The sequence below is a fragment of the Paenibacillus sonchi genome, assembly GCF_016772475.1.
In the GTDB taxonomy this organism is placed as follows: domain Bacteria; phylum Bacillota; class Bacilli; order Paenibacillales; family Paenibacillaceae; genus Paenibacillus_AQ; species Paenibacillus_AQ sonchi.
This window is the reverse complement of the sequence record NZ_CP068595.1, coordinates 7,098,308-7,122,925: the sequence shown is the minus strand read 5'-3', so window position 1 is coordinate 7,122,925 and position 24,618 is coordinate 7,098,308. Positions and strand designations below refer to the sequence as shown.

The window sequence follows — 24,618 nt, the reverse complement described above, 5'->3', positions numbered from 1 at the left end:
TATTCTTATGAAACAGTATAAGGTAATCGGAATTGGCGACAATGTAGTGGATAAGTACGTCCACCAGGGCATTATGTACCCTGGTGGAAATGCCTTGAACTTCAGTGTATACGCTACCATGTGCGGCATGGAGTCTGCGTATCTGGGCAAATTCGGCAGCGATGAAGTCGCCGGGTATATCCGGCAGGTGATTGACGAGCTGAAGATTGACCGCAGCTGCTGCCGCGAGTATGAAGGGGGGAACGGCTATGCGCGTGTCACCCTGGAAGACGGCGACCGCGTATTCCTGGGATCGAACAAGGGCGGAATCGCCAAGGAACATGCATGGCAATTCACCAAAAGCGATCTGGACTACATCAAACAATTTGCTGTGATCCACACCAGCTTGAACAGCTATATAGAACAGGACCTGACCGTACTTCGTGAGAGCGGCGTCCCTATTTCGTATGACTTTTCGGTCCGCTGGAATGACGGCTATCTGGAGCAGGTATGCCCGAATGTGGACATTTCCTTTCTATCATGCAGCCATTTGACTGCAGAAGAACGGGAGAGGGAAATGCGGAAGGCGCAGCGGTTCGGATCTAAAATTGTGGTCGGAACAGTAGGGGAGAACGGGTCGTATGCCCTTTTCGGCGATCAATGGATCTACCATCCGGCAGTTTCGACCGAAGCGGTGGATACGATGGGAGCGGGAGATTCTTATATCACTGCATTTCTCGTGGAGCTGATCCGGAATTCGGACGGCAGGATCGAATTTGGCCAGGAGAGCGAAATGCTTGGCAAGATCAAGAGCAGCATGAGCAAGGGAGCGGAGTTTGCAGCGGAGATATGCCGGGTCAACGGTGCATTCGGCTTCGGCACCCCATTGGTATAACAGCCAATGGGGAGGCTCCCCTCCTTTTACCTTCAATTTGTAAGCGTGTTCAGTACAAACAAAAAAGGGGACTTTTTTATGTTTTGGTTAGAACTCTTAATCATCTTTTTGCTCATTTTCTTTGGCGCCCGGGTCGGCGACGTATTTATGGGCTTGCTCGGCGGTGTCGGCGTTGCGATCTTCGTATTTATCTTTCATGTTCAGCCTGCATCCCCTCCCGTCGATGTTATGCTCATTATTCTGGGGGTTGTGCTGGCCGCCTCGGCACTCCAGTCTTCGAGCGGGTTGAACTTTCTTGTTCACGTCGCGGAAAAACTGCTGCACAAATCACCGAAGAATATCACCATTGTCGCTCCCGTTATTTGCTGGTTGTTCACTTTCCTGTCGGGAACAGGGCATGTTGTTTACAGTCTGCTGCCCATTATCAATAAGCTGGCCATTGACAGCGGAATCCGTCCGGAGCGGCCGATATCGAACAGCATCATTGCATCCCAGCAGGCTATCACCTGTTCGCCGGTGTCGGCGGCGACCGCTGCCATGCTTGGACTGATGGCTCCGCTTGGTGTAGGTCTTGGTACGATTTTGTCCATCGCCATTCCGGCTACCCTGCTGGGAGTCATTGTAAGTGCTTTGCTTACACTGCGCAAAGGGAAGGAGCTGGCGGAAGATCCGGAGTATCTGCGCAGACTTGCTGAAGGTTTGGTTGAGAGCGCACCGGAAGAGCAACCGGAGAAAAAGGCGACGCCGAAGGGGGCAAAAGCTTCAGTAGTGCTGTTCCTGCTCGCGGTTCTGTCCATTGTCATTCTGGGGCTGTTCCCCGATCTGCGCCCATCCTGGACCGTAGACGGCGTAACGACTGTGTTAACCATGGCGCATACCATCGAAATTATTATGCTGGTCTGTGCTTCGCTGATTATTATCATCTGCCGTCCGGCGATTGAAACGATTCTTAACGGCACCATCTTCCGGGCCGGGGCGCTGGCCATGGTTTGCGCTTTCGGATTGGCCTGGATGAGCAACACCTTTATCGGCGGACAAACGGAGTTTATCCAAGAGCATGTGGCTGCGGTTGTTAACAGCCAGCCCTGGATGCTTGCTGTAATCATGTTTATCGTTGCCGCTTTAACGACCAGTCAAGGCGCTACGACATTAATTATGATCCCGATTGCCATTGGCCTTGATCTGCCGGCGTACATCATCGTTGGCGCGTGGATGGCTGTTAACGCCAACTTCTTTTTGCCGGTATCCGCCCAGTGCCTTGCAGCCATCTCCTTTGATACGGCGGGAACCACCAGAATCGGCAGGTTCGTGCTGAATCACAGCTTCATGCTGCCAGGGATGATCAACATAGTCGTATCTGTAGTCACCGCCACTTTAATTGGAAACGCTCTTATCTAGGTGTGCGTAGAAGTATGGATGATATGAAGGATAACAAGGGAGGAAGAAGATTATTATGATACAGCTTAATCAAGTTGCCGCTGCTAACTTTCATTACAAACGCTATTCACTGGATTATTTTCTGGATTCGGCCGCCCGGCTCGGATTCGAAAATATTGAGCTGTGGGCGTCGGGTCCTCATTTCCACCTGGATTATTACACCCCGCAGGATGTTCAGCACCTGAAGCGCAAAATAAAAGACCGGGGGCTCAAAGTCATTTGCCTTACCCCCGAACAGAGTGTCTACCCGATCAGTATCAGTCATCCGGACCCGGTGTACCGTAAGAAAAGCGTGGAATTTTTCTGCCGGCATATTGAAGTGGCCGCTCTTATGGAGTGTGACCAGATGCTGGTGACTACAGGACTTGCCTATCTGGATGAAGATGAGTCGGAAATGTGGAAATGGTGCAGGGAATCGCTTGGCGAGATCTGCAAAACCGCAGAAAAAGAAGGCATCATTTTACCTGTGGAAGCGTTCACCTCATATTCTACCCATGTATTTAACAGCGCCGAGCATATCTCACGAATGATTAAAGAGGTAGGGAGTCCGAATCTGAAGGGGCTGGCGGATACGGATGTCATGGCGGTTACAGGAAAAGATACGATTCACGACTTTATCAGAGAACTCGGCGGTAACCTGGGGTACGTGCACTTTGTAGACGGCAACCCCGGAGGACATCTGGTGCCCGGCGAAGGCAGGCTGCCGCTGGAAGAAGCACTGCAGGCGCTGAATGACAGCGGGTATAAGGGGTATTTAGGCCTTGAGCTGCTGGACCGGAGATATGTGCTGGACCCGGAGAAAGCAATGCGCGATTCGCTGGCCTGGTTCCAGAAGCACCTGGGATAAATGGACGAAGTTAATATTATCTGCAGCAATAGCTGAGGAAGAGGGATTTGCGATGAAAGCTGACATTTATGCATATGACGGCATAGGCATCCAATGCGTTTATAAAAACGACGAATGGCTCGTGTGCATCAAGAACTGGAAACCGGATAACGACATTGACGGAATCCACCGTCTGGAGGTCCACCTGGAGACCGACGAACAGTTCATTCTGATCAACGGAAAAGCCATACTCCTGGTGGCGGACCGGAAGAAGGACCAGTTCGATATTGATCTGATCGAGATGGAAATCGGCAAGGTCTACAATGTTCCGAAGAACACCTGGTTCTATACCATTGTCCAAAAAGACACCAAGCTTGCGTATGTACAGCATGCCAATACCACGGAAGACAACAGCAGCTATTGCGAAATGTCTGAATCCGAGCTGGCCGGTGTTAAGGAAAGAGCGCGTAAAATCTTGAAGCTGTAAAGTATTCAAGGGGAGGCCTATCTTCATTTTGCATGAGTAATGTATACAGGACTGCGGGTTGAAAGGAAAGACTTTCGATCCGCGGTCCTGTTTTTTTGATTATCCAGCGGCAAGCGCGTCTTAAGAAGGGTTGATTTTTTCAATGTTGACATGAATGATTAATAAATATAGTCAGTGTTTGCTCTCCTCCTTATTTTGTCCTTGTGGGGGGACACGTAAGGCAGACTGATGGAATGTTTTGACCAGCATATTCATTGTTTTCTCAAGCTGGGATAACCGCTTCTCTAGCCCTTCCACTTGCCGGTTGAATGTAACCAGAATCGTTTGGAGAAGAATGATGGACAAGGCAATTGGAAATCCAACGTTGCCGACTAACTGTACAAGTGATTGCAGATCCATAATTTGCTCATCCTTTCAATAGGTTTATGCCTATATTATATTATATAACGTTGCGTAACGCTATATACAAAATACATTTTTCACCATTCTGTTGAACTTATGTGCATTATAATCAAAAAAGGCAGAAAACAGCTCAAAACATGGAATAAATATTGTGCAACGTAACGAATCGCTATATAATAGCAAAAGATAACAAAAGGAGGCTGAATATGAAATACTCGATTAACTTGTTCGGCTACAGCGTTGATTGTGAGCTTAAGCTTGTGGGGGAAAGTTTGAGTATCGAAATAACGGAAGAGAATCAAAAAGCCCTAAAGCAATATCTGGTGCGTGTGTTGCCAAAGTACGGAAGAGAGGCCACTAGTGAATCTTCGTTTCAAACTTTGCTGGAGCTTGCCATAGATGCTGAAAAAACACTAGATGGCCGGATGGTTGAACCTAAATTGAAGTTGCCTTATGAATTTCAGCCCGAGATTAAGGAGAAGTTGATCGAAGCGGCAGCTTTACAAGATGTGTCGGCCACCCAGCTGCTGATCCGGATTATTGAAAAGAAATATCAAGAAGTCATGGGATAGGAGGAACTTGCATTGGCGTACGGGAATAAGGTGAAGTTTCATTATGATGTACCGGCCTACATAAAAAAAGAATTGGCTGAAGCCGCTAAAAAGCTGAATATGACGGCAACCGAACTGCTCTCCAAAGCGATTGAAGAAGAATACGAACGCATCAAGAAAGAAATAGAAGCTGCTAAAGGAGATTAAGCCGTGAAATAAACTCAGCAACGGCTTGAACATGTTCTACAGCCATGTTGTTGTACAGATAATCTTCTCCGATCTGGTCATAGGCATAGCAATGGCATGTTGTATATGACTCCCCGGGGTTATGTTCAATCAGAAAAACATTTACATTGGGTGCATGATGCTCAACTTTACAGTAAAAATGAGAGGTTGAATTCGATTCAAGAACATCTACGATATGCCGCTGTACATGAACAGGAAGCAGCTGTTGCAGTAAAAGGAAAGTATGGGGAGCCAGCTCGTCTTCATAGATAATCATAAGTTGAAATCCCTCCTAGCATAAGTATTTAACTGTAAAATATTGACTTGTACATTATACCGATATACGCTCGCATCTTAAGGGTATAATTTCCTTATCAGCATATACTTTACTATTATTGCGAGAGATTTGGTACAGCTAATTAGTAGCTTATTGGTTACAAATGTGAAATCTTATTCATCCTAAATTTACCATAATTTTGCAGTATATTACAATGCGTTTTATCACGCAATATTTCAAAGCTTTCTCAAGCAGAAAGCTTTTTTCTATGCGCTTGGCGGTGCATTATTTTAAAAAGCAGAATGCTTATTTCTTCAGATACTCCGAGAAATTCTCCTGAAAATCCAGCGAATGGATATCTTCCCGGAGATGGTGGTGGATCAGCGGGCCGATCTTTGCGGTTTCCTTATGCACCATCAGCTCCAGCAGGGATTGATGCTCCTTCCAGATTCCCGCGAGCTTCTCTGTTTTCAGCATGTGCAGCCTGCGGTACCGGAGGTAATGCACATTGGACTGCTGAATCAGATTCCACAGAAATTCCCGTCCGGCAAGCCGGTACAAGGCCCGGTGAAACGCGTCATCCTGATTGAGAAAGGAATCGATATCATTGTGCCCGATGGCTTCCTTCTGCCGTTCCAGAATGTCCTTAAGCTCGTGCACCCCGGTGAGCAAAAGCTGTGAAGAGAGATCCTTCAGGATCTCTTTTTCCAATGTGCTGCGCAGATATGTAATTTGTTCAACGGATTCAAGATCAATATAGGAGACGATATTCCCTTTTTCGGATAGATATCGGTATAGGATTCCAGAGCCAGCTGTTTCAGCACATCACGCAGCGGCGTCCGCGAAATCTGAAAGCGTTCAGACAGGGCGGTTTCGCTCAGAATGGTGCCTGGCTTCAAGGACAAGGTAAGGATTTCATGCTTCAGTGTATTCATAATTTCAGCTTTGATCGACATTTCTCTTCCTGCTTTCCGTAGATATTGACAGATATGACTAGTATACATGATCTTTGGCGGTAATAAAAATATTTATCAAAATAATGAGGCTGGTGTAGCGGACATGCTCATGAAAACTGTTTATTTTATTGTATTGACATCGGGGGATTCTTATTCTATGATCAAGAAAATCTTGTATACAAGATTGATTATGAGGATGACAATCATAGGAGGGTTTATCGATGAACATGACGTGGAGATGGTATGGTGAAGGCAATGACAATATTACGCTTGACCATATCCGGCAGATTCCGGGGGTTATGGGTATTGTCTGGTCTTTGCATGAGAAGGTAGCCGGTGAAGTGTGGGAAATGGAACGGATCCAGGAAGTGGCGGATCAAATCACCAGCAAGGGCTTCAGCACAGCAGTGGTGGAGAGCGTCAACGTTCATGATGATATCAAAATCGGCCTGCCGACCCGTGATAAATATATCGATATTTATATCGACACCATCCGTAAACTGGCGAAGGTTGGCGTGAAGGTTATCTGCTACAATTTCATGCCGGTGTTCGACTGGACGCGTACCGAACTGTACAAAGAACTGCCGGACGGTTCAAATGCCCTCTTTTATGAAAAGGCTGCCATTACCGATAATCCGCGTGAGATGGTGGACCGGATCTTGAAGGGAGCGGGGCAGTTCACCATGCCGGGCTGGGAGCCGGAGCGCCTTGCGAAGCTGGATGAGCTGTTCGCAGCCTATGCCGATGTGACTGAAGAAAAGCTGTTCGAGAACCTCAAATATTTCCTGGAGCGTATTATTCCGGTCTGCGAGGAAGTGGACATCAAGATGGCCATTCATCCTGACGATCCGGCCTGGCCGATCTTTGGCCTGCCGCGCATTATCCGCAGCCGCGATACGATCCGCCGTATGCTTGACGCCGTAGACAGCCCGTACAATGGCCTTACTTTTTGCACGGGGTCACTGGGTTCCAATCCGGAGAACGATCTGCCGGCCATGATCCGCGAGTTCCATGACCGTATTTATTTTGCCCATATCCGCAATGTGAAGGTGTTTGAGAACGGGGATTTCATTGAGGTCTCGCACCGCGGACGTGACGGCAGTGTCGATGTGGCAGAGGTTGTGAAGGCATATCATGAGAACGGGTATACCGGTTATGTACGGCCTGACCATGGACGCCACCTCTGGGGCGAAGAGAAAAACTGCCGTCCGGGCTACGGACTCTATGACCGGGCGCTCGGCATCATGTATTTGCTTGGCGTCTGGGACAGCCTGGACAATGTCAAGGGGGCGAAATAAATGCTGCGCTTGACCAGAAGCAGTATCCAACGGGAACAAGCAGCCTGGACCGCAGCGGGAGTAGAACTGCCGCAGTTCGATTATGAGCAGGTGGCGAAGAATACACAGCAGAAGCCGGAATGGATTCATTTCGGGGCGGGCAATATTTTTCGGGGATTCGTAGCCAATGCCCATCAGAAGCTGCTGGACAGCGGCAAAGGGGCTACAGGCATCATCGCGGCGGAAACCTTTGATTTCGAGATGATCGACAAGGTCTACAAGCCGTATGATAATCTGACCCTGCTGGTGTTGATGAATGCACGCGGCGATTTTCAGAAAAGAATCGTAAACAGCATCGTCGAGGGAATTACTGCGGACAAAAGCCGTGAAGCAGATGACCGCCGCCTGACGGAAGTGTTCGAGAACCCCAGTCTGCAAATGGCGAGCTTCACTATTACGGAGAAGGGATATTCGCTGACGGGGCCTAACGGGAAGTACCTTGGCATTGTGGAAAAGGATATCGAAGGCGGACCGGAGCAGCCGGTTCATGCCATGAGCATCGTCGCTTCTCTTGCATACAAGCGTTATCTGAAAGGCGCCTTCCCGATGACCTTCGTCAGCATGGATAACTGTTCCCATAACGGCGACAAGCTGAAGAAGGGCGTCGTGACGATTGCCAAGGAATGGACGGCCAGAGGTCTGGTTGAAGAAGGTTTCGTAGCCTATCTGGAGAATGAGCAGCTGATTGCCTTCCCGCTGTCGATGATCGACAAAATCACGCCGCGCCCTTCGGAAACGGTCCAGGCGGCACTGCTGGAGCAGGGGATTGGCGGTATGGATGTGATCATTACCTCCAAAAATACCTATACCGCACCCTTCGTTAACGCGGAAATCAGTGAATACCTGGTCATCGAAGACAAGTTCACGAACGGCCGGCCTCTGCTTGAGGAAGCGGGCATTATCTTCACCGACCGGGATACGGTCAACAATGTGGAGACGATGAAGGTTACGACATGCCTCAACCCGCTGCATACGGCGCTTGCCGTATCCGGCTGTCTGCTCGGCTATACCCTGATTGCGGATGAAATGAAGGACGATACTCTGCGGAGATTCGTGGAGATTATCGGGTATAAGGAAGGTCTGCCTGTTGTAGTGGACCCCGGCATCCTCAGTCCGAAGCAGTTTCTGGATGAAGTGCTGACGGAGCGCTTCGCCAATCCGTTCATTCCGGATACGCCGCAGCGGATCGCCACCGACACCTCACAGAAGGTGGGCATCCGGTTCGGAGAAACGATTAAATCGTATATCCGCCGGGAGGAGCTTGATCCGGCGCAGCTGACGGCGATCCCGCTGGCCATTGCGGTCTGGTGCCGCTATCTGCTTGGCGTGAATGATGAAGGAGAAGCCTTCACGCTGAGTCCTGACCCGCTGCTGGAAACGCTGCAGGGACATCTGCAAGGGGTTGCCCTCGGCGACCGGAACGCCAGTGTGCGCCCGATTCTTGAAGATGAGCAGCTTTTTGGCGTTCCGCTGTATGAGATTGGCCTCGGAAGCAAGATTGAGGGGATGTTCCTGGAAATGCTGGCAGGACCGGGAGCCGTGCGGAGAACCTTGGAGAAGTATTTGAAGTAGTACCTGAAGCAGTATCAGAAGTAGGGAAGGGAGTATAGCGATGAAGGCTTTTATTCATGAGGATTTTCTGCTGCAGACGGAAGAAGCGCGGGTGCTCTACCATGAGTATGCCGAAGCTTTGCCCATTATCGATTATCATTGCCACCTTGACCCGGGGGCGATTGCCGAGAACAAGCGCTTTGGCAGCATCACCGAGGTGTGGCTGGGCGGAGACCACTATAAATGGCGGGCGCTGAGAACGTTCGGCGTCGAAGAGAAATATATTACCGGCAATGCTCCGGATGAAGAGAAGTTCGCCAAGTGGAGCGAGGTGCTGCCCTATACGGTCGGCAACCCGCTGTACCATTGGTCCGCGCTGGAGCTGAAAGCCTATTTTGGCGTAGAGGAGCAGCTCAGCCCGCAGAATTGGCGGCGGATTTATGATCACTGCAATTCGCTGATTGCCCAGGACGGCTTCACAGCGCAAGGGCTGATTACCCGGTCCAATGTGAAATGGATCTGTACCACGGATGATCCCGCCGATGATCTCCGCTACCATGGACAAATCGCCGGGCAACCGGGGTTCCAAACCGGAGTTACTCCAACGTTCAGACCGGATAAAGCAATGCAGATTGAAGCGGAGTCTTTCCCGGATTATGTCCGCAGTCTGGAACAAGCTGCCGGTTATGCCATCACGTCCTATGCGCTGATGGAACGCGCCCTGCTGGAGCGGATTGAATATTTTGACAAGCACGGCTGCAAAGTCTCCGACCACGGGTTCTCGCATTTTCCCTATGCGGAGGCAGCGCCTTCTGTGCTGGAAGACATTTTCAGCAAACGCCTGAGCGGGAGAATCCTGAGCCGTCTGGAATCCGACCAGTACCAGACAGCGTTGCTTCTGGCCATGGGGCGCAAATATGCTGCCCACGGTTGGGCCATGCAGCTTCATATCGGAGCGATCCGCAATCCGAATTCACGGATGTTCCGCGAGCTGGGTCCGGATACCGGCTTTGATACCATCGGGGATAACAGCTATGCGGACAGCTTATACAAGCTGCTCGACGGGCTGGAGCGGACCGGAGAGCTTCCGAGGACGATCCTGTATAATCTGAATGCGGTGCAGAATGATGTGCTGGCTGCGATGGCGGGTTCTTTTCAGGGCGGCGGCATCAAGGGCAAAATCCAGTTCGGCTCCGGCTGGTGGTACAACGACCAGAAGGACGGGATGATCAAGCAATTAACGTCTTTGTCGAATCTGGGCCTGCTCAGCTGTTTTGTAGGGATGCTTACAGATTCCCGTTCCTTCCTGTCCTATACCCGGCATGAATATTTCCGGCGGATTCTATGCAATCTGATCGGCGGCTGGGTTGCCAGCGGCGATGCGCCGAGGGATTTGGCTTTTCTGGGAAGCATCGTTCAGGACATTTGCTATCATAACGCTGAGCGGTATTTTGAGTTTCCTCTATCGCGGGGATGAGTTGAATGAATATTGTAAAAGCCTTCAAGACCGCTGACCAAGCGGCTTTGAGGGCTTTTGCTGTTCTTCTGCTGGTTCGGGTGTTGCCGGGTGAACGGCGGAGTGAGGCGAAGGGAACATTATAGGTTATTTTTTTGTATAATGATTAGGATGGACAACAAGGAAAGAGGGAACGAATGCCTACTATATTGGTTGCTGACGATGATGCGAACATTAGCGAGCTCGTAAGTTTGTTTCTCCGCAATGACGGATTCCAGACAGCCGAAGCTGCGGACGGAGAGGAAGCGCTGAGCGTATATGCCTCGACGCAAGCCGATCTTGTCGTGCTGGATATCATGATGCCGGTTATGGATGGATGGACGTTATGCAAGGAGCTCAGACGGATTAATCCTGATCTTCCGCTGCTTATGCTGACGGCGAGAGGCGAAACCTGGGAGAAAGTGAAGGGATTCGAGCTTGGGACGGATGATTATTTGACAAAGCCCTTCGATCCGCTCGAATTGACGGCGCGGGTCCGGGCATTATTGAAAAGATACCGGATTGGCTCCGCACAGAAGATTCAATTCGGCAATGTCATTCTTGACCGGCAGACCTATAAGGTGATGAGGGGAACGGAGTCGCTTACGCTGCCGCTGAAGGAGTTCGAACTGCTGTATAAGCTGGCTGGGACACCCGGACAAGTCTATACGCGCGGGCAGCTGATCGACCAGATTTGGGGGATTGATTATGCCGGTGATGACCGGACGATAGATGTGCATATTAAAAGGCTGCGCGAACGGTTCGCGGATACGCCTGATTTTCGTATCGAAACGGTGCGCGGGCTTGGCTACCGGCTTGAGGCTCACGAATGATCAGATCCTTATACACACGTGTCGTCCTGACCTATCTGGGCTCCGTAATCGGGGGCACGATCATTGCCCTATTGGTAGCAACCTGGGTATATTACGATCAGTTTGACGAAAACTTAAAAACCAACTTATTTTATTACGGCCAAGATATCGTCCGGATTTACGAGTCATTCCCATTGCGGGATGTGGAAACTTACCTAAGTGGAATGAAGCAGCTCAATTATTATATTCGGGTTTATGAAGAAACAGGGCAGTTCCAGTCTTACGGTACGCTTAACGGAAGCCGTATTTCCGCAGTCCCTATGGATCAAGTTAAGGCGGTACTGGATGGAGAAGTTGTTCAAGTTACTGGTGTGGAAAAGAGCTTCTTAGGGTTGCCGTTGAAAACAGAAACGGGAAAAAAAGCGCTGTTTGTGAACACGGTTGCTCCCCCTTCCGCTATTTTTTTCATCAAGTGGCTTTTGAACTTTGTGGCCTATTCTTTGATCGCAGGCAGTCTAATTATTCTGGTTGCTGCCGTGTTCCTGGTCAGACCGATCAAAAAGCTGACAAAAGCGACCAGGCAGATTGCCACCGGAGATTTCAGCGTCAAGCTGGATATTAAGCAAAAGGGCGAGCTGGGCACTCTGGCCCGCAGCTTTGAAGACATGATGCATGACCTGCAGGAGCTTGAGCAGATGCGCAGGGACTTTGTATCGAATGTGTCTCACGAAGTCCAGTCGCCGCTTACCTCGATATCCGGATATGCTAAAGCGCTCAAGCAAGTAAATCTTGCAGAACATGAGCGAAGCCGTTATCTCGATATTATCATCGCTGAGGCTGAGCGGATGTCCAAGATGAGCGATGGCCTGCTCAAGCTAAGCTTGCTTGAATCGCAGTCACTGCAGCTGCGGCTCAGCACGTTCAGCCTTGATGAACAGATTAGACGGGTCATCGTCGCAGTCCAGCCGCAATGGTCGGACCGGAACATCCGTTTCGAGCTCCATTTGGAGCCCGTCCGGCTAATGGCGGATCAGGATCAATTAAATCAGGTATGGACGAACCTTATCGGCAACAGCATCAAATTTTCCAAGGATGGCGGCGTGATTAACGTCAGCATCAGACAAGAGCTCAAAAACGTGACCGTCAGGATTTCCGACACAGGCATAGGGATCTCTCATGAGGACCAAAAGCGTATCTTTGAACGGTTTTTTAAGGCGGACCGCTCGCACAGCCGCAAATACGGCGGCAGCGGTATGGGACTTGCCATTGTGAAACAGATCATATCGCTTCATCAGGGAGAAATCCGGGTGGAGAGTGAGCCTGGCCGGGGAACAACCGTCATTGTTATTTTGCCAACCCCTACGCCCGCGGATAAGGCGGATAATTAGGTATCATTCGGATGGGCTTGCATGTTATGGAGCGTCTGTCCGAAGCTGAGCAGCACAGTGAGGTGGAATTAGTACACCTAAAATGATGAAAAACCTTACTTTAGAGGAAATAGTGGGAAAAAGTACACTTAATATAGCCGAAATCGCCTGTAAGCGTCCGAATCGGTCAGATTAGTTATCCTTTTTCCACCTAATGCTTGCGGAGCTTGGGAGGGTGAGAATTTAAGCTCCATTTTTCCACTTGGGCTGACCGGCTGAACCGGCTGACCGGCTGACCGGTTGAACCCAAAAATGGATTTGATACCCAGTAACCTAATTTTATATACGGCTGCGCCGTCCAGTGAGGACAGTGTGGCCGTTTTTTTTATAAAAAAAACAGAGCGAGGATACGGTAACAACGGGGTTCATTTGCTGCCCGAGGCGGACTGAGAAGACGTTATTTTGCCAAAAACTCACCGTTTCCGTTTGATTACGGACAAGAGCGAATCCCCTTCGTTATAAATTATTGAACAAAGTCTTGACAGCTTCTTTGAAAGCGGTTATATTTATCTCGTAAACAATACGTTATATAACGTTATACAAAAGGAGAGAATCAAATGAACGTAAATCAGGTTGTTCAGAGTATCCGTGAAAAAGTGGCTGAAGGAATTTCAGAGGTATATTTTGTAGCTTGCGGGGGATCACTCGTCGATATGTATCCTTCCAAGTATTTTCTTGACAGTGAAGCAAAGAAACTGGTAGCAGGACTTTATACGGCGAATGAGTTCGTTCATGCCTTGCCTAAACGTCTGGGCGCACAATCGGTAGTCATCGTTTGTTCCCATGGCGGAAATACGCCGGAATCGGTAGCTGCGGCGCAAACAGCCAAAGAGCATGGGGCCCACACCATTGGTCTGACCCACAACAAGGAAGCCGCGCTGCTGAATTACTCCGATTATTCCTTCCTGTATGAATGGGGAGATGACAGCAATGTCAAAAACAATCCGATGGCTATCATTCTGGACCTTGCCGTTCAATTGCTGCATGTGGTTGAAGGGTATGCGCATGTTGAAGCTTTTCAAAAAGGCCTGGAAAGCATCAACGGCATTATCAACCAGGGTAAGAAGCAGGTTGCCCCGCGTGCCCGTGTGTTTGCCGACAAGTACCGCAATGAAGAGCTTTATTATATCTTGACGAGCGGAGCTTCGTACGGACATGCTTATGGCTTTGCGATCTGCTCGCTGATGGAAATGCAATGGCTGAATGCTGCCGCTATTCACTCTGGTGAGTACTTCCATGGTCCTTTTGAAGTGACGGATAAAGAAACACCATTCATCCTGATGATGAATGAAGGCCGTACCCGCGCGCTGGATGAACGGGCCCAGACATTCCTGAACCAGTATGCGGAGAAAGTCGAAGTGATTGACGCCAAAGAGCTTGGAATTGGTACGATTGCCGATGAAGTCGTGGAATTTTTCAATCCGGTGTTGTTCTACAGTATTATTTGTGTCTATCGCGAGGCTCTTGCCGAAGTCAGAAATCATCCGCTGGAAACCCGCCGTTATATGGGGAAAGTAGCCTACTAATCGGGAGGAACAACCATGAAAGTCTTAGGGATTGGCGATAATGTGGTCGACAAGTATGTTCATCAGCGTACGATGTATCCCGGCGGCAATGCGCTTAACTTCAGTGTTTTCGCCAAAGGAGAAGGTGCAGACGCGGCGTTCCTCGGTGTTTTCGGCGATGATGACGAAGCACGGCTTGTGGAAAATACGCTGCAGCAGCTAGAGATCGATATCTCACATTGCAGACACCACAGCGGCGAGAACGGATGCGCACGTGTTACCCTGGAGAATGGGGAACGGATATTTCTGGGCAGCAACGAAGGCGGAGTCACCAGACTGAATCCGATTATGCTGAGCGAAGCCGACAGAGAATATATCCGGGGCTTTGACATTATTCATACAGGGCTTTATAGCCACACTGGACATCTGCTTGCGGAGCTGAATGAACTGGGGATTCCCCTCTCCTTTGATTTCTCGGATGACTTTGAGGATGAGCAAGTAGAACGGTATATCGGGAATGCGGATTTTGCGTTCTTTTCCTGCAGCCATATGACCGACGAAGAAACGCGGAATTATATTCAAGCCAAACGCAGAAGAGACGGCCAGATTCTGGTTGCAACCCGCGGCGGAGACAGCTCCATTGCCTATGATGGAACCGCTTTTTATTACCAGGCCCCGGAGCTTATTGAAGCCGTGGATACCATGGGAGCAGGCGATTCTTATATTACAGCCTTTTTAATGAGTATGATCAAGGATGGGAATATTCAAGCGGCCATGCAGGAAGGCTGCAGATTAGCCGCCAAAAGCTGTATGGTAGAAGGTTCCTTTGGATTCGGGGCCCGTTACTGACAACGGCAACGTTCTATCTCTGCTTGTGAAAAAGAGAAAGGTTTGTTACTCTAACTTTAGAGTAATATAACGTTATATAACAAGCGAGGGTAAAGGATGTTAAATTCAGAACAGGTAGAGCCCCTATATATTCAGTTGAAAAAAGCGGTCCAAGCCGCCATTGCGAACGGAAGCTTTAATCCCGGAGATAAAATCCCTACTGAAATTGAGCTTAGCGCGACCTACAATGTCAGCCGGATTACGGTAAGGAAAGCTATCGAGGAATTGGTGAGTGAAGGATACCTGACGAAACGCCAGGGCAAGGGCACCTTTGTCAATGCGCACAAAATCGGCCGCAAAATTGAGCATATTATCAGCTTTACGGCTGCCTGCAGAGCCAATGGATTATCTTCGCACAGCGTCATAACCGAGAGGAAGAAGATTAAGGCCGACCAGGAAACCGCAGAGCGGCTGCAAATACAGCAGGGTGAGCCGGTGCTCTATATTCAGCGCAAAAGATATGCCGGTGAAAGACCGCTTATGCTGGAAAATAACTATTATCCGTTTGAGCGATTCTCCTTTTTAATGGAGCAAAGTCTGGAAGGCTCGGTGTATGAGCTGCTGCGGGACCGTTATCAGATTGATCCCAACCAGCCGGGAGAGACTGTATTGCAAATTACCCTGGCTGATGAGCAGCAGGCGAAATTACTGGAAATTCCGATTGGCCAGCCATTGTTCTATATGAATACAATCATTTATGACCAGCATAGTAAGCCTGTTCATGTAGGCAAGCAGTACATTATCGGTGACCGTTATCAATTTACTTTGTAATTCATTCTGCTTCTTGCGGCAAGCGGGAAGCAGAAGTTTTGATATAACGTTATAAGTCGTATCTAGATTCGGCAGAAAGGCGTTGAACTCATGGAAGCAGCTACACATGGTTTTGCAGACAGAGTACTGTTGTCTAATGCAGTATTTACAGGAATAGAGGATAGCGTTTCACCGGCATTTGTTGCCCTGCAGGGTGAACGCATTGCCGCGGTCGGCAGCCCGGCAGAAGCCGAAGATTGGATTGGGCCAAAAACATTTGTTCATCATCTGAAGGATGCACTCATTATGCCCGGTGTGCATGATAACCACGTGTTTTTTACCGGTTACATGTCTATGCACCGTGGTGTGAATCTGACACATGCCGCTACGATTGACGAGGCCCTGCAGCTGCTTAGGCAAGACGCGGAAAAACGTCCCTCAGAGCAAAATGTATACGCTTACGGATGGAGTGAAGAGGGTTGGGGACAGCTTCCCGGGCAAAGCTTATTAGACGAAGCTTTTCCCGATCGGGCTGTAATCGCCATTAACCGGACCAAAAGCTATTGTTGGATGAACACACTCGCCCAGCATAAGTATCAGTTTGCTCCTGACGAATGCAGTGCGGAATCACGTGCCCATCTGCTGAAGGACATGATGTTGGACCGGGAATTGGTCAGACAGGAATTTCTTGAGTTCGCCCGGATGCTTGCCAAGCGGGGAGTTACTTCAATAAAAGATATCGGCTTTGACCGACACAGCGGTCTGCTTCCGGTCCTTGAAGAGCTGGAAGCTGCAGGGGAGCTGCCGCTGCGGGTTCATTTCGCACTTGAACCTGTATTGCAGCCGCTGGATATTCCCGCAGGACTGCAGTATAAAGAGCGTTACCAAGGGGAGTTTCTCCGCTTTCAGGGCTATAAGCTGATGCTGGACGGTGTAGTAGCCGATCATACGGGAGATATGCTGGAGCCTTATGCGGATATGCCGGGGGTTACCACCCTGCGGCCCGTTGATTACGAAGCGGTTGAAGCGGCAGTGCAGGCAGCGGACAGTCATGGAATCAAATGCTGCCTTACGGCTGAAGGGGATGCGGCTATCCGCAAGGCAGTGGATATCCTCGAAGGCTGCAGCCGCCGCCGGGGGGATCAGCGGATCAGACATTCGATCAGTGATTTGGAATATCCGCATCCCGATGATATCCGGCGGATGGGCGAAAACGGGATCTTTGCCGAAGTATATGCGCAGATTCTGCTTTTGAATCCTTCCTATGAGGAGGCTTACATGGCGGCCGTGGCCGGCAAGGAAAATGAAAGCCGGTTTTATAATTACAAGTCCATGCTGGAAGCCAAGGTTCCGGTTACGATTGGCACGGACTTGCCGCTTTTCCTTACAAGTGTGCCTGATTCACTGTATGCGGCTTCATTCCGGCTGTTTCCGGATGGATCGCCTACGGGAGGATGGCATCCGGAGCAGGGGATGCCTGCTGCAGAAGTCTTAAAGGCTTGGACCATCAACGGTGCCCGGCATAACGGCATGGAGGAGCGCACAGGAACTTTGGAAGCTGGAAAAGCTGCTGATATTGCTGTATTTGACCGTAATCTTTTGGATACAACAGCAACCGAGATTAGAGACGCACATGTGATCCTGACGATTACCGCCGGTCAGATCACCTATGATGCTGCCAGGAACGAGGGGTAGAAATGGAAACAGTTAAACGTAAATGGAAATGGTCCCTTCCTCATAGCTATACGTTGATTTTCCTGATTATTATCGCTATTGCCGGTCTGACCTGGATTGTCCCGAGCGGGCAATTTGACCGGCAGGAGGTTGTGGTGGATGGTTCTTCCCGGACGGCTATCATTCCGGGAACCTACCACACTGTACCCAAGATCAGTGAACAAGGGGATTTGAGACAGGGGTTGGCCCAAATAGCCAGTGCGCCGATGGAGGGTATTATCAATGCTGCCGATGTTGTGGCCTTCGTTCTGATTGTAGGCGGAGCCTTCGGAATCATTCTGCAGACTGGAGCGATTGACCGGGCCTTGATGGCTTTAGCCGGCAGGCTCAAAACGAAAGGAATATTACTGATTCCGATCGCCATGGTTATTTTCAGCCTGGGGGGTTCCACCTTTGGGATGAGTGAAGAAATCATTCCGTTGTATGCTATTTTTATCCCGTTAATGTTTGCCTTGGGTTTTGACTCCATTACGGCAATTCTCATCCTTTTCCTCGGAACACAGATCGGCTATGTCGGATCAACCGTCAATCCGTTTTCTGTACTGATTGCGCAAGGTGTAGCGGGAGTGCAGGGAAATCCGCAGTTATGGCTGAGATTTATCGAATGGATTGTTTTTACCGGGATATCGGTTGGCTTTACGATGTGGTATGCACACCGGGTCAAGAAGAATCCGGAGAAATCGGCAGTCTACCAGAACGATATTCTGAACCGCCAGCACTTCATCAAGGAGAATGACGGGATCGAAGTAAAATTCTCGAACCGGGATAAATTGATTATCGGCGGCTTTATCGTTACCTTGGGGATTATTGTTTGGGGGATCTTGAGCAAAGGCTGGTATATGACCGAGATCGGAGCGCTTTTCTTTGTACTTGGTATTTTTTCGGGCATTGTGACCCGGATGAGCCAGAAGGAAATCGCCGAGAATTTTGTCAAAGGCTGTGGAGAATTTATCTACGCTGCGGTGATCATCGGCCTGGCCCGGGAATTCTTGTCGTTGCCGAGAACGGGATGATTATCGATACCATTCTAAACGGGCTGGCAACCATGCTTGAAGGCTTGCCGAACTACTTGTTCACGACCATCATGCTGATCGTTCACAATGTTATAACGTTCCTGGTCCCTTCTTCATCCGGGGAGGCGGCCTTAACGATGCCCGTGCTTGCGCCTTTAGGCGATCTGGTAGGTGTGAACCGCGAAGCGGTAGTAACCGCATACCAATTCGGAAATGGATTAACGAATCTGATCTCTCCGACAGGCGGGGTGCTGCTGGCAGGTCTGGCCATCGCCCGGATCAATTTTGGACAATGGCTGAAGGTGATCCTCAAGCTGTTTCCGATTCTCTGGCTGGTGGCAGCAATTTTTGCGGCAATTTCCTCAGCGGTAGGCATGTAGTGCATAACGTAAAACAGGGGTGTTCCAAAAGCCGTGAAACGGCTTGGAACACCCCTTGTTTTATTTAAATACAAACATTTATATGCTTCACACTACCGTTGCTGGAGCGGCGAAGGCCGAGTTCTGAGGGAGTAGCTGGTCTAAATATCCTAATTCCAACTAGCAATTACTTACCGGTTTCTTCGCAGGTGCTAGTTGGAAAAAGGGAACTTATTTTTCCGGAAATTAAGAATTCCTGAGATTGAAGTGGAAAAAGTAAATCTAATTGGGCCACTTTTCCTGAACAATGGCGAAATGAGCTGAATTAGTGTCCCTTTTTCCACTTAGATCTGCCCGAGGATGATGGCGTAAAATAAGTTGTGTACCAAGATTTGGGGCCTAGTAGGCAACAAAAAAGTAGGGTATTCTCGGGATTACGACACCACCAAGAAAGGAACCCTACTCAATGACTATTGTACCCGAAAATATGCTGAATAATCTATTTGAAAATCTTGTTACTCAATTTGTGAAAGAGAACTTAGAGTCCATCATGCGAGCAGAAATCCAAGAATTCATGGCTACGGAAGAGTCCGGTCCAAGCAACAGTCGCAATGGATATTACCCGCGCAATCTGCACACGAAATACGGAAATGTGGAGAATCTTAAGGTTCCTCGTGACCGTCAGGCTCTGTTCCAGACGCAACTGTTTGAGCCCTACCAACGGCGGGACGGTTGGTTAGAAGAGGCCGTCATTCAGATGTACAAAAGCGGAATGGGGACACGGGATGTGGCCCGGTTCATTGAAAGTATGTTCGGCAGTCACTATTCTCCCACGACGGTCAGCAACATTACGGCAACCGTCCTCGAAGACATTCACCAGTGGCAGAAGCGCCCTCTGCAAAAGCGTTATTCCGTCATCTACCTGGACGGATTATACGTCAAACTCAAACGTGGCACCGTCGGCGGAGAAGTGGTTTATTTCGCGATGGGCATTGACGAAGAAGGCCACCGACAAATCCTCGGGTTTTATGTGGGGGGCCAAGAAAGCGCCAATGGCTGGCGGGAGGTCCTGAAGGATCTTTACGACCGCGGAGCGCAGGAGGTCTTGCTCGGCGTGTTTGACGGACTCCCCGGCCTGGATGGAGCGTTCCGCGAAACGTATCCGAAGGCAGACGTACAGCACTGTGTGGTTCACAAGATTCGGTCGACCTTTCCCAAAATACGGGTGCAGCACAAAACCGAAGTCATTGAAGATCTAAAGACGATCTACACCTCAGCCGATGAGGATGTGGCCCGGGCTGCATTCGATACCGTGAAGGCCAAATGGGGCAAGCTCTACCCGAAAGAGATGCAGTCATGGGAAGAGCAATTAGCGACCTTACTGACGTTCTACAAGTATCCAGCGCTCATTAAGGAAGCCATCTACACGTCCAATCCCATTGAACGAATGAATAAGGAAATTCGGAAGCGCCTCAAACCCATGAACAGCCTCACCAATATGGATGCGGCAGAGAAGATTGTCTATCTGGATGTTGTGGAGTATAACGAGCGCTTTGCCGAACGAGTGATTCGCGGTTTTGGGGATCTAGAGGTAAAGAAGAAACTGAATGAGATGTTTGAGGCACGATATCCTGCCCAGGAATTGCAGGAAAAGTAGCCCATTTCTCTTGTTCTTGGGGTGGGGGAACCCCCACCCCAAGAACACCCCTACCACCTAAAACGAATACTCGAGAAGATACTCTACGCTTCTTACACAAACTTCTTGACGCTACCCCGAGGATAGGGTACTCCGGCAAATTAGGTAACCTTTTTCCACTTAAAAAGTTGCCGTAGGATTCATGGGGAATCGTTCTCCAGGTAACGCTAGAACCAAGACGGCTGCGCAGCCCATGGAGGACGGCACAGCCGTTTTTGTTTGTATGTTTCGGGGGAAGCGAAGCTTACCCCTTACTTGCTGCTCCACAAGGCGACACGGTCCTGCACATATTTGGTATAGCCTTTTTCCATTTTCTCCACGCCGGCTTTGTCGAGGTCGGCCATGTAGTCATCCCAGATTTTATCGAAATCCGCCGGTTTCGCCAGGATGGCCTGGGGAATCCGTTTCCACGTGATATCCCTCATTTTATTGCCGAGAATGGAGACCTCATCCTCGCCGGGAATGGCAATGTTCCAGGCGGCTCCATAGGCTTTTTCCTTGAATTCCTCTTCCTTCGGGAACAGATCCTTCCAGGTGGTGGCTTTGTAGGCGGCCAGGGTTTCCTTCTCGGCGTCGCTGTAGCCAAGCACCAGCTGTTCCGGGAAGTTTCTGGTGTAATAGTTGCCGGTTGAGTCCTTGGCACCGTCGCCGTAGTGTACCATTATGTTCCAATAGAAGCCGAGTCCGGATTCCTTAGTGAACGCAGTATTGTCATTGTTGATGCGGTCCTGAACTTCCTTAAGAACGACCCGTTTGCCGTTTTCCACCGTATAATGCTTGCCTTCAATGCCCCAGTTGTTCAGAATTTGGCCTTCATCGGAAGCGAGGAAGTCCAGGAACTTGATCGTGCGGACCGGGTCCGGGTTGGTGCTGGAGATCGAGATGCCGTAGCCGCCCATGAAGCCGGTAGGCCAGAAGCTGGTTTCCTTATATTCTTTCGTCAGCGTGACCGGATAGTGGCCGTAGGTCTGGTCAAATTTGCCTGCCGTCTTAAGCGCCTGCTGGGCATCATTGTAGTCCCAATCCTGGTCAATCAGGCCGAGCACCCGTCCGGTGGCGACTTTAGCTTTGTATTGGTCATACTTCTGCACAAAGCTCTCCTTGTCGAGCAGGCCGATGTCATTCATGTGGTTCAGCCAGCGGAAATATTCCTTCTCCTCCGGACGGCGGAAGTGGTATATGGCTTCATGCGTCTCCTGATCGATGTAATATTCCCCGTCATCCGAGCCGCCGGTCGTTGCTACAGCCGGGTTGGTGACGGAAATGTACATATGCCAGTCATCTGCATTCAGGGAGAGCCCGATATTTTTGTTGCCGTTCTCATCGGTGGGATGTTTCTCCAGGTACGCCTTGATCACATTCTCGTAATCGGCAACCGTCCGGATTTCCGGATACCCGGCTTCCTTCACCACACGGTGCTGCAGCTCGAACCCGCCGCCGGCCACGAATTTCTTCTCATTCATTGCCGCCCAGGTCGGAATGGCATAGATGGACTGGTCTTCATTGGTGTATTTCGCCCGGGCGAGATTGTCGCCGAGCACACGCTTGATGTTGGGAGCATATTTATCGATTAATTCAGTCAGATCAATCACGGCCCCGGCATCGACCAGCTTGCCGATATCCGCTTTGGCGGAGATGATGTCGGGATATTCGCCGCCGGCTGCGATCAGGGCGATTTTTTGCTGCGGGTCGCCCACGGCAAATTCCGCATCCAGCGTGACGCCTGTTTTTTCCGTAATGACTTTGCTGATATCATCCTTCATATTATTCCAGTTCGGATTCGGGTCTTCGGCGAAGAAGGAGAGTGTCAGCGGACTCAAATCTTCGGTTTTCGCCGTAGCCTCGGCGGTTGCACTGGCATTGCCTTCGCCCGCAGCTTTAGTCGCAGCGGCACTCTCCGCCGTATTCTTGGTATTGTTTGAACCGCTGCAGCCTGCCAGCACACTGAGGAGCAAGGTCAAGACCATCAGCAGCACGTACGGTTTCGCTGTCTTGCTTGTCATGAATAGAAACCCTCCCTTTTTCTGGTCAAAAATGTATTGTATACACAGGCAAAGCCTGATGATACCGGAAGCGGACTAGCTTTTTACCGAACCCAGCGTCATGCCCTTGACGAAGTAGCGCTGCAGAAACGGGTAGACAACCAGAATGGGCACCGTAACCACGATGGTGATCGCCATTTTGACCGATTCCGGGGAGATTTGCGCCATCACCTCGGTCATATTGCGGCCGCGGAAATTATCCGCATTGGTTGTTGTGCTCTGGATAACCTTCATCAGCTCAAACTGCAGGGTGGTCAGCCCATCCTTGGAGCCGTTGTAGAGATAGGTGTCGAACCAGGCATTCCACTGGCCGACGGCCAGGAACAGCGCAATCGTCGCCAGCGCCGGTTTGGTCAGCGGGAGAATGACCCGCCAGTAAATCGTGAAATCATTGGCCCCGTCCAGCTTGGCGGATTCCTGCAGGGCGTAGGGCAGGCCGTCGATGAAGGAGCGGATGACGAAAACATTGAATGCACTGACGAGACCGGGTAGGACATAAACACTGAAGGTGCCCATCATATGCAGGTTTTTGATCAGAATGTAGACCGGAATCAGTCCGCCCGAGACATACATCGTCAGCGCCAGGAACGTGGAGACGAATCTGCGGGCCTGAAAGTCCACCCGGCTTAACGTAAATGCGAGCATGGAGGCACTGACCAGTCCGAGTATCGTGCCGATGATCGTGCGCAGGATTGAAATCTTCAGTCCGGTCATCAGCCCGGAATAAGCAAAGATCGTTTCATAGTTCTTGACCGTGAACACGCGCGGATAGACTGTAATTCCGCCTTTGATGCTGTCTGTGGAGTCGTTAAAGGAAATCGCCAGCACATTCAGAAAAGGATATAACGTGGCAATAGTCACCACGGTAATCGCAGCATAGACTACCAAATCGAAGATACGGTCCGACCAGGATGCGGCGGCCAGTTTTTTACTCAGCATAAAGGGCCTCCTATATGATGCTTTCCTTCGTTATTTTTTTGAAAATGCCGTTGGCAACGAACAGCAGAAACACACTTACCACCGAGTTGAAAATGTTAATGGCTGTCCCGAAGGAAAAACGCCCCAGCCCCAGCCCGTAATTCAGCGCATACAGGTCGAGCGTCTGCGAATAGTCGCGCACCAGGTTGTTGCCGAGCAGGAACTGCTTCTCGAATCCGATGCTGATTAAATGCCCGATCGACATAATCAGGAGGATAATCACCGTAGTCCGGATACCCGGCAGTGTAATATTGCGTACCTGCTGGAGCCGGCTGGCCCCGTCCACTCTTGCGGCTTCATAGAGCTCGGGACCGATGCCGGAGATCGCTGCCAGATAGATGATCGTGTTCCAGCCCGTTTCCTTCCAGACATCCGAGGCGGTGACTATGCCCCAGAACAGATTGCCTTTGGCCATGAATTGTATGGGTTCGCTAATCAGGTGCAGGCTCATGAGCAGATCGTTCACCGCACCGTTGTCGGTGGAGAGCATCTTGGTAATAATCCCGGCCGCAACGACCCAGGACACGAAGTGGGGCAGATAAGAGACGGTCTGGACAAAACGTTTCAGAAATATCTGCCGCAATTCATTCAGCAGGACGGCGAATACAATGGGAATAATAAACCCGGCCAGCAGGCCCATGAGGCTCATCGCAAGGGTGTTGCGCAGCGCATTGAAGAATTGCTCATCCTGAAACAACTCCCTGAAGTACTGCAGGCCCACCCACTTCTGCTCGAAAAAAGACTTGCCCGGCTTGTATTTCTGAAAGGCCATCGTCCATCCCCACAAAGGCAGATAGTTAAAAACAAATGCCCAGAGCACAAACGGAACAGCCATCATATAGAGGTATTTCTGCTGCAGAAACTTTGGCCAAAAGCGTGAAGCTGGCTTCTTCGGCTCCGGCTGGACTTTGGCAGTAATCGCTTTCATTTATGTCCCTCCTTCGATATGGCCTTATCATAATCCGCAAGGAATGCTGGAAACACCCGAAGATTTAA

At 50.0% G+C, this 24,618-nt stretch carries 23 protein-coding genes and 1 pseudogene; 17 read left to right on the top strand and 7 right to left on the bottom strand.

Annotation, left to right across the window (positions count from 1 at the left end):
- Positions 1 to 7 precede the first annotated feature (7 nt).
- From JI735_RS32105 to JI735_RS32090, 4 genes are all read left to right on the top strand, one after another.
- Entirely contained in the window at positions 8 to 874 is an 867-nt protein-coding gene (locus tag JI735_RS32105) for a fructoselysine 6-kinase (RefSeq protein WP_039833301.1), read from the top strand.
- Between the two features lie 78 nt (positions 875 to 952).
- Positions 953 to 2,272, top strand: a complete 1,320-nt coding sequence (locus JI735_RS32100) for an anaerobic C4-dicarboxylate transporter family protein (protein WP_039833302.1) — start codon at positions 953 to 955, stop codon at positions 2,270 to 2,272.
- Between the two features lie 55 nt (positions 2,273 to 2,327).
- Entirely contained in the window at positions 2,328 to 3,158 is an 831-nt protein-coding gene (locus JI735_RS32095) for a sugar phosphate isomerase/epimerase family protein (RefSeq protein WP_039833303.1), read from the top strand.
- A 52-nt stretch (positions 3,159 to 3,210) separates the two neighbouring features.
- Positions 3,211 to 3,624 carry a hypothetical protein gene (locus JI735_RS32090; protein ID WP_202676807.1) on the top strand — a complete coding sequence of 138 codons (414 nt, stop codon included), beginning with the start codon at positions 3,211 to 3,213 and terminating at the stop codon, positions 3,622 to 3,624.
- Between the two features lie 171 nt (positions 3,625 to 3,795).
- On the opposite strand, the gene JI735_RS32085 is transcribed toward JI735_RS32090, so the two are convergent.
- Positions 3,796 to 4,023: a hypothetical protein gene (locus JI735_RS32085; protein ID WP_039833305.1), complete on the bottom strand. Its 228-nt coding sequence runs from the start codon at positions 4,021 to 4,023 to the stop codon at positions 3,796 to 3,798.
- Between the two features lie 209 nt (positions 4,024 to 4,232).
- Between JI735_RS32085 and JI735_RS32080 the strand changes: the two genes are divergently transcribed.
- Together JI735_RS32080 and JI735_RS32075 are read left to right on the top strand one after the other, a co-directional pair.
- Positions 4,233 to 4,598, top strand: a complete 366-nt coding sequence (locus tag JI735_RS32080) for a hypothetical protein (RefSeq protein ID WP_039833306.1) — start codon at positions 4,233 to 4,235, stop codon at positions 4,596 to 4,598.
- 12 nt (positions 4,599 to 4,610) lie between these two features.
- Positions 4,611 to 4,784 carry a hypothetical protein gene (locus JI735_RS32075; RefSeq protein ID WP_167330776.1) on the top strand — a complete coding sequence of 58 codons (174 nt, stop codon included), beginning with the start codon at positions 4,611 to 4,613 and terminating at the stop codon, positions 4,782 to 4,784.
- Here JI735_RS32075 and JI735_RS32070 read toward each other — a convergent pair.
- The 3 genes from JI735_RS32070 to JI735_RS36580 form a co-directional block, all read right to left on the bottom strand.
- Positions 4,771 to 5,079 (bottom strand): hypothetical protein, encoded by a 309-nt coding sequence (locus tag JI735_RS32070; RefSeq protein WP_020427317.1) that lies wholly within the window; start codon positions 5,077 to 5,079, stop codon positions 4,771 to 4,773. The two genes, JI735_RS32075 and JI735_RS32070, sit on opposite strands and share 14 nt — an antisense overlap.
- Before the next feature lie 306 nt (positions 5,080 to 5,385).
- Positions 5,386 to 5,790, bottom strand: coding sequence for an FCD domain-containing protein (locus JI735_RS36585; protein ID WP_233476150.1), 405 nt, complete (start codon positions 5,788 to 5,790; stop codon positions 5,386 to 5,388).
- Positions 5,772 to 6,035: a GntR family transcriptional regulator gene (locus JI735_RS36580; protein WP_233476149.1), complete on the bottom strand. Its 264-nt coding sequence runs from the start codon at positions 6,033 to 6,035 to the stop codon at positions 5,772 to 5,774. Before JI735_RS36580 ends, JI735_RS36585 begins: the two co-directional genes overlap by 19 nt.
- Positions 6,036 to 6,256: 221 nt before the next feature.
- Between JI735_RS36580 and uxuA the strand changes: the two genes are divergently transcribed.
- The 11 genes and pseudogenes from uxuA to JI735_RS32010 all read left to right on the top strand — a co-directional run bounded on the left by uxuA (position 6,257) and on the right by JI735_RS32010 (position 20,563).
- Positions 6,257 to 7,333, top strand: coding sequence for a mannonate dehydratase (gene uxuA, locus JI735_RS32060; protein WP_202676806.1), 1,077 nt, complete (start codon positions 6,257 to 6,259; stop codon positions 7,331 to 7,333).
- A complete protein-coding gene (locus JI735_RS32055) occupies positions 7,334 to 8,944 on the top strand; it encodes a mannitol dehydrogenase family protein (protein ID WP_039833316.1) in 1,611 nt (536 codons plus the stop codon).
- A 40-nt stretch (positions 8,945 to 8,984) separates the two neighbouring features.
- On the top strand, positions 8,985 to 10,400 hold the full coding sequence (gene uxaC, locus JI735_RS32050; RefSeq protein WP_039833317.1) for a glucuronate isomerase: 1,416 nt from the start codon (positions 8,985 to 8,987) through the stop codon (positions 10,398 to 10,400).
- 176 nt (positions 10,401 to 10,576) lie between these two features.
- Positions 10,577 to 11,251 (top strand): response regulator transcription factor, encoded by a 675-nt coding sequence (locus JI735_RS32045; protein WP_039833318.1) that lies wholly within the window; start codon positions 10,577 to 10,579, stop codon positions 11,249 to 11,251.
- Positions 11,248 to 12,618: a sensor histidine kinase gene (locus tag JI735_RS32040; protein ID WP_039833319.1), complete on the top strand. Its 1,371-nt coding sequence runs from the start codon at positions 11,248 to 11,250 to the stop codon at positions 12,616 to 12,618. Before JI735_RS32045 ends, JI735_RS32040 begins: the two co-directional genes overlap by 4 nt.
- 596 nt (positions 12,619 to 13,214) lie before the next feature.
- Positions 13,215 to 14,183 carry an SIS domain-containing protein gene (locus JI735_RS32035; RefSeq protein ID WP_039833320.1) on the top strand — a complete coding sequence of 323 codons (969 nt, stop codon included), beginning with the start codon at positions 13,215 to 13,217 and terminating at the stop codon, positions 14,181 to 14,183.
- Between the two features lie 15 nt (positions 14,184 to 14,198).
- The gene (locus tag JI735_RS32030; RefSeq protein WP_039833321.1) at positions 14,199 to 15,011 is read left to right on the top strand and encodes a fructoselysine 6-kinase; all 813 of its coding nucleotides are present in this window, start codon (positions 14,199 to 14,201) and stop codon (positions 15,009 to 15,011) included.
- Between the two features lie 96 nt (positions 15,012 to 15,107).
- Positions 15,108 to 15,821 carry a GntR family transcriptional regulator gene (locus JI735_RS32025; protein WP_039833322.1) on the top strand — a complete coding sequence of 238 codons (714 nt, stop codon included), beginning with the start codon at positions 15,108 to 15,110 and terminating at the stop codon, positions 15,819 to 15,821.
- Positions 15,822 to 15,911: 90 nt separating this feature from the next.
- Entirely contained in the window at positions 15,912 to 17,495 is a 1,584-nt protein-coding gene (locus JI735_RS32020) for an amidohydrolase (protein WP_039833323.1), read from the top strand.
- Between the two features lie 2 nt (positions 17,496 to 17,497).
- A pseudogene (locus JI735_RS32015) lies at positions 17,498 to 18,927 on the top strand (YfcC family protein).
- 445 nt (positions 18,928 to 19,372) lie between these two features.
- Positions 19,373 to 20,563, top strand: a complete 1,191-nt coding sequence (locus JI735_RS32010; RefSeq protein WP_202676805.1) for an IS256 family transposase — start codon at positions 19,373 to 19,375, stop codon at positions 20,561 to 20,563.
- A gap of 290 nt (positions 20,564 to 20,853) precedes the next feature.
- On the opposite strand, the gene JI735_RS32005 is transcribed toward JI735_RS32010, so the two are convergent.
- The 3 genes from JI735_RS32005 to JI735_RS31995 all read right to left on the bottom strand — a co-directional run bounded on the left by JI735_RS32005 (position 20,854) and on the right by JI735_RS31995 (position 24,550).
- Positions 20,854 to 22,605 (bottom strand): ABC transporter substrate-binding protein, encoded by a 1,752-nt coding sequence (locus JI735_RS32005; RefSeq protein WP_039834485.1) that lies wholly within the window; start codon positions 22,603 to 22,605, stop codon positions 20,854 to 20,856.
- A gap of 75 nt (positions 22,606 to 22,680) precedes the next feature.
- The gene (locus JI735_RS32000) at positions 22,681 to 23,583 is read right to left on the bottom strand and encodes a carbohydrate ABC transporter permease (RefSeq protein WP_039834484.1); all 903 of its coding nucleotides are present in this window, start codon (positions 23,581 to 23,583) and stop codon (positions 22,681 to 22,683) included.
- 10 nt (positions 23,584 to 23,593) lie between these two features.
- Entirely contained in the window at positions 23,594 to 24,550 is a 957-nt protein-coding gene (locus JI735_RS31995; protein ID WP_020426118.1) for an ABC transporter permease, read from the bottom strand.
- Positions 24,551 to 24,618 lie beyond the last annotated feature (68 nt).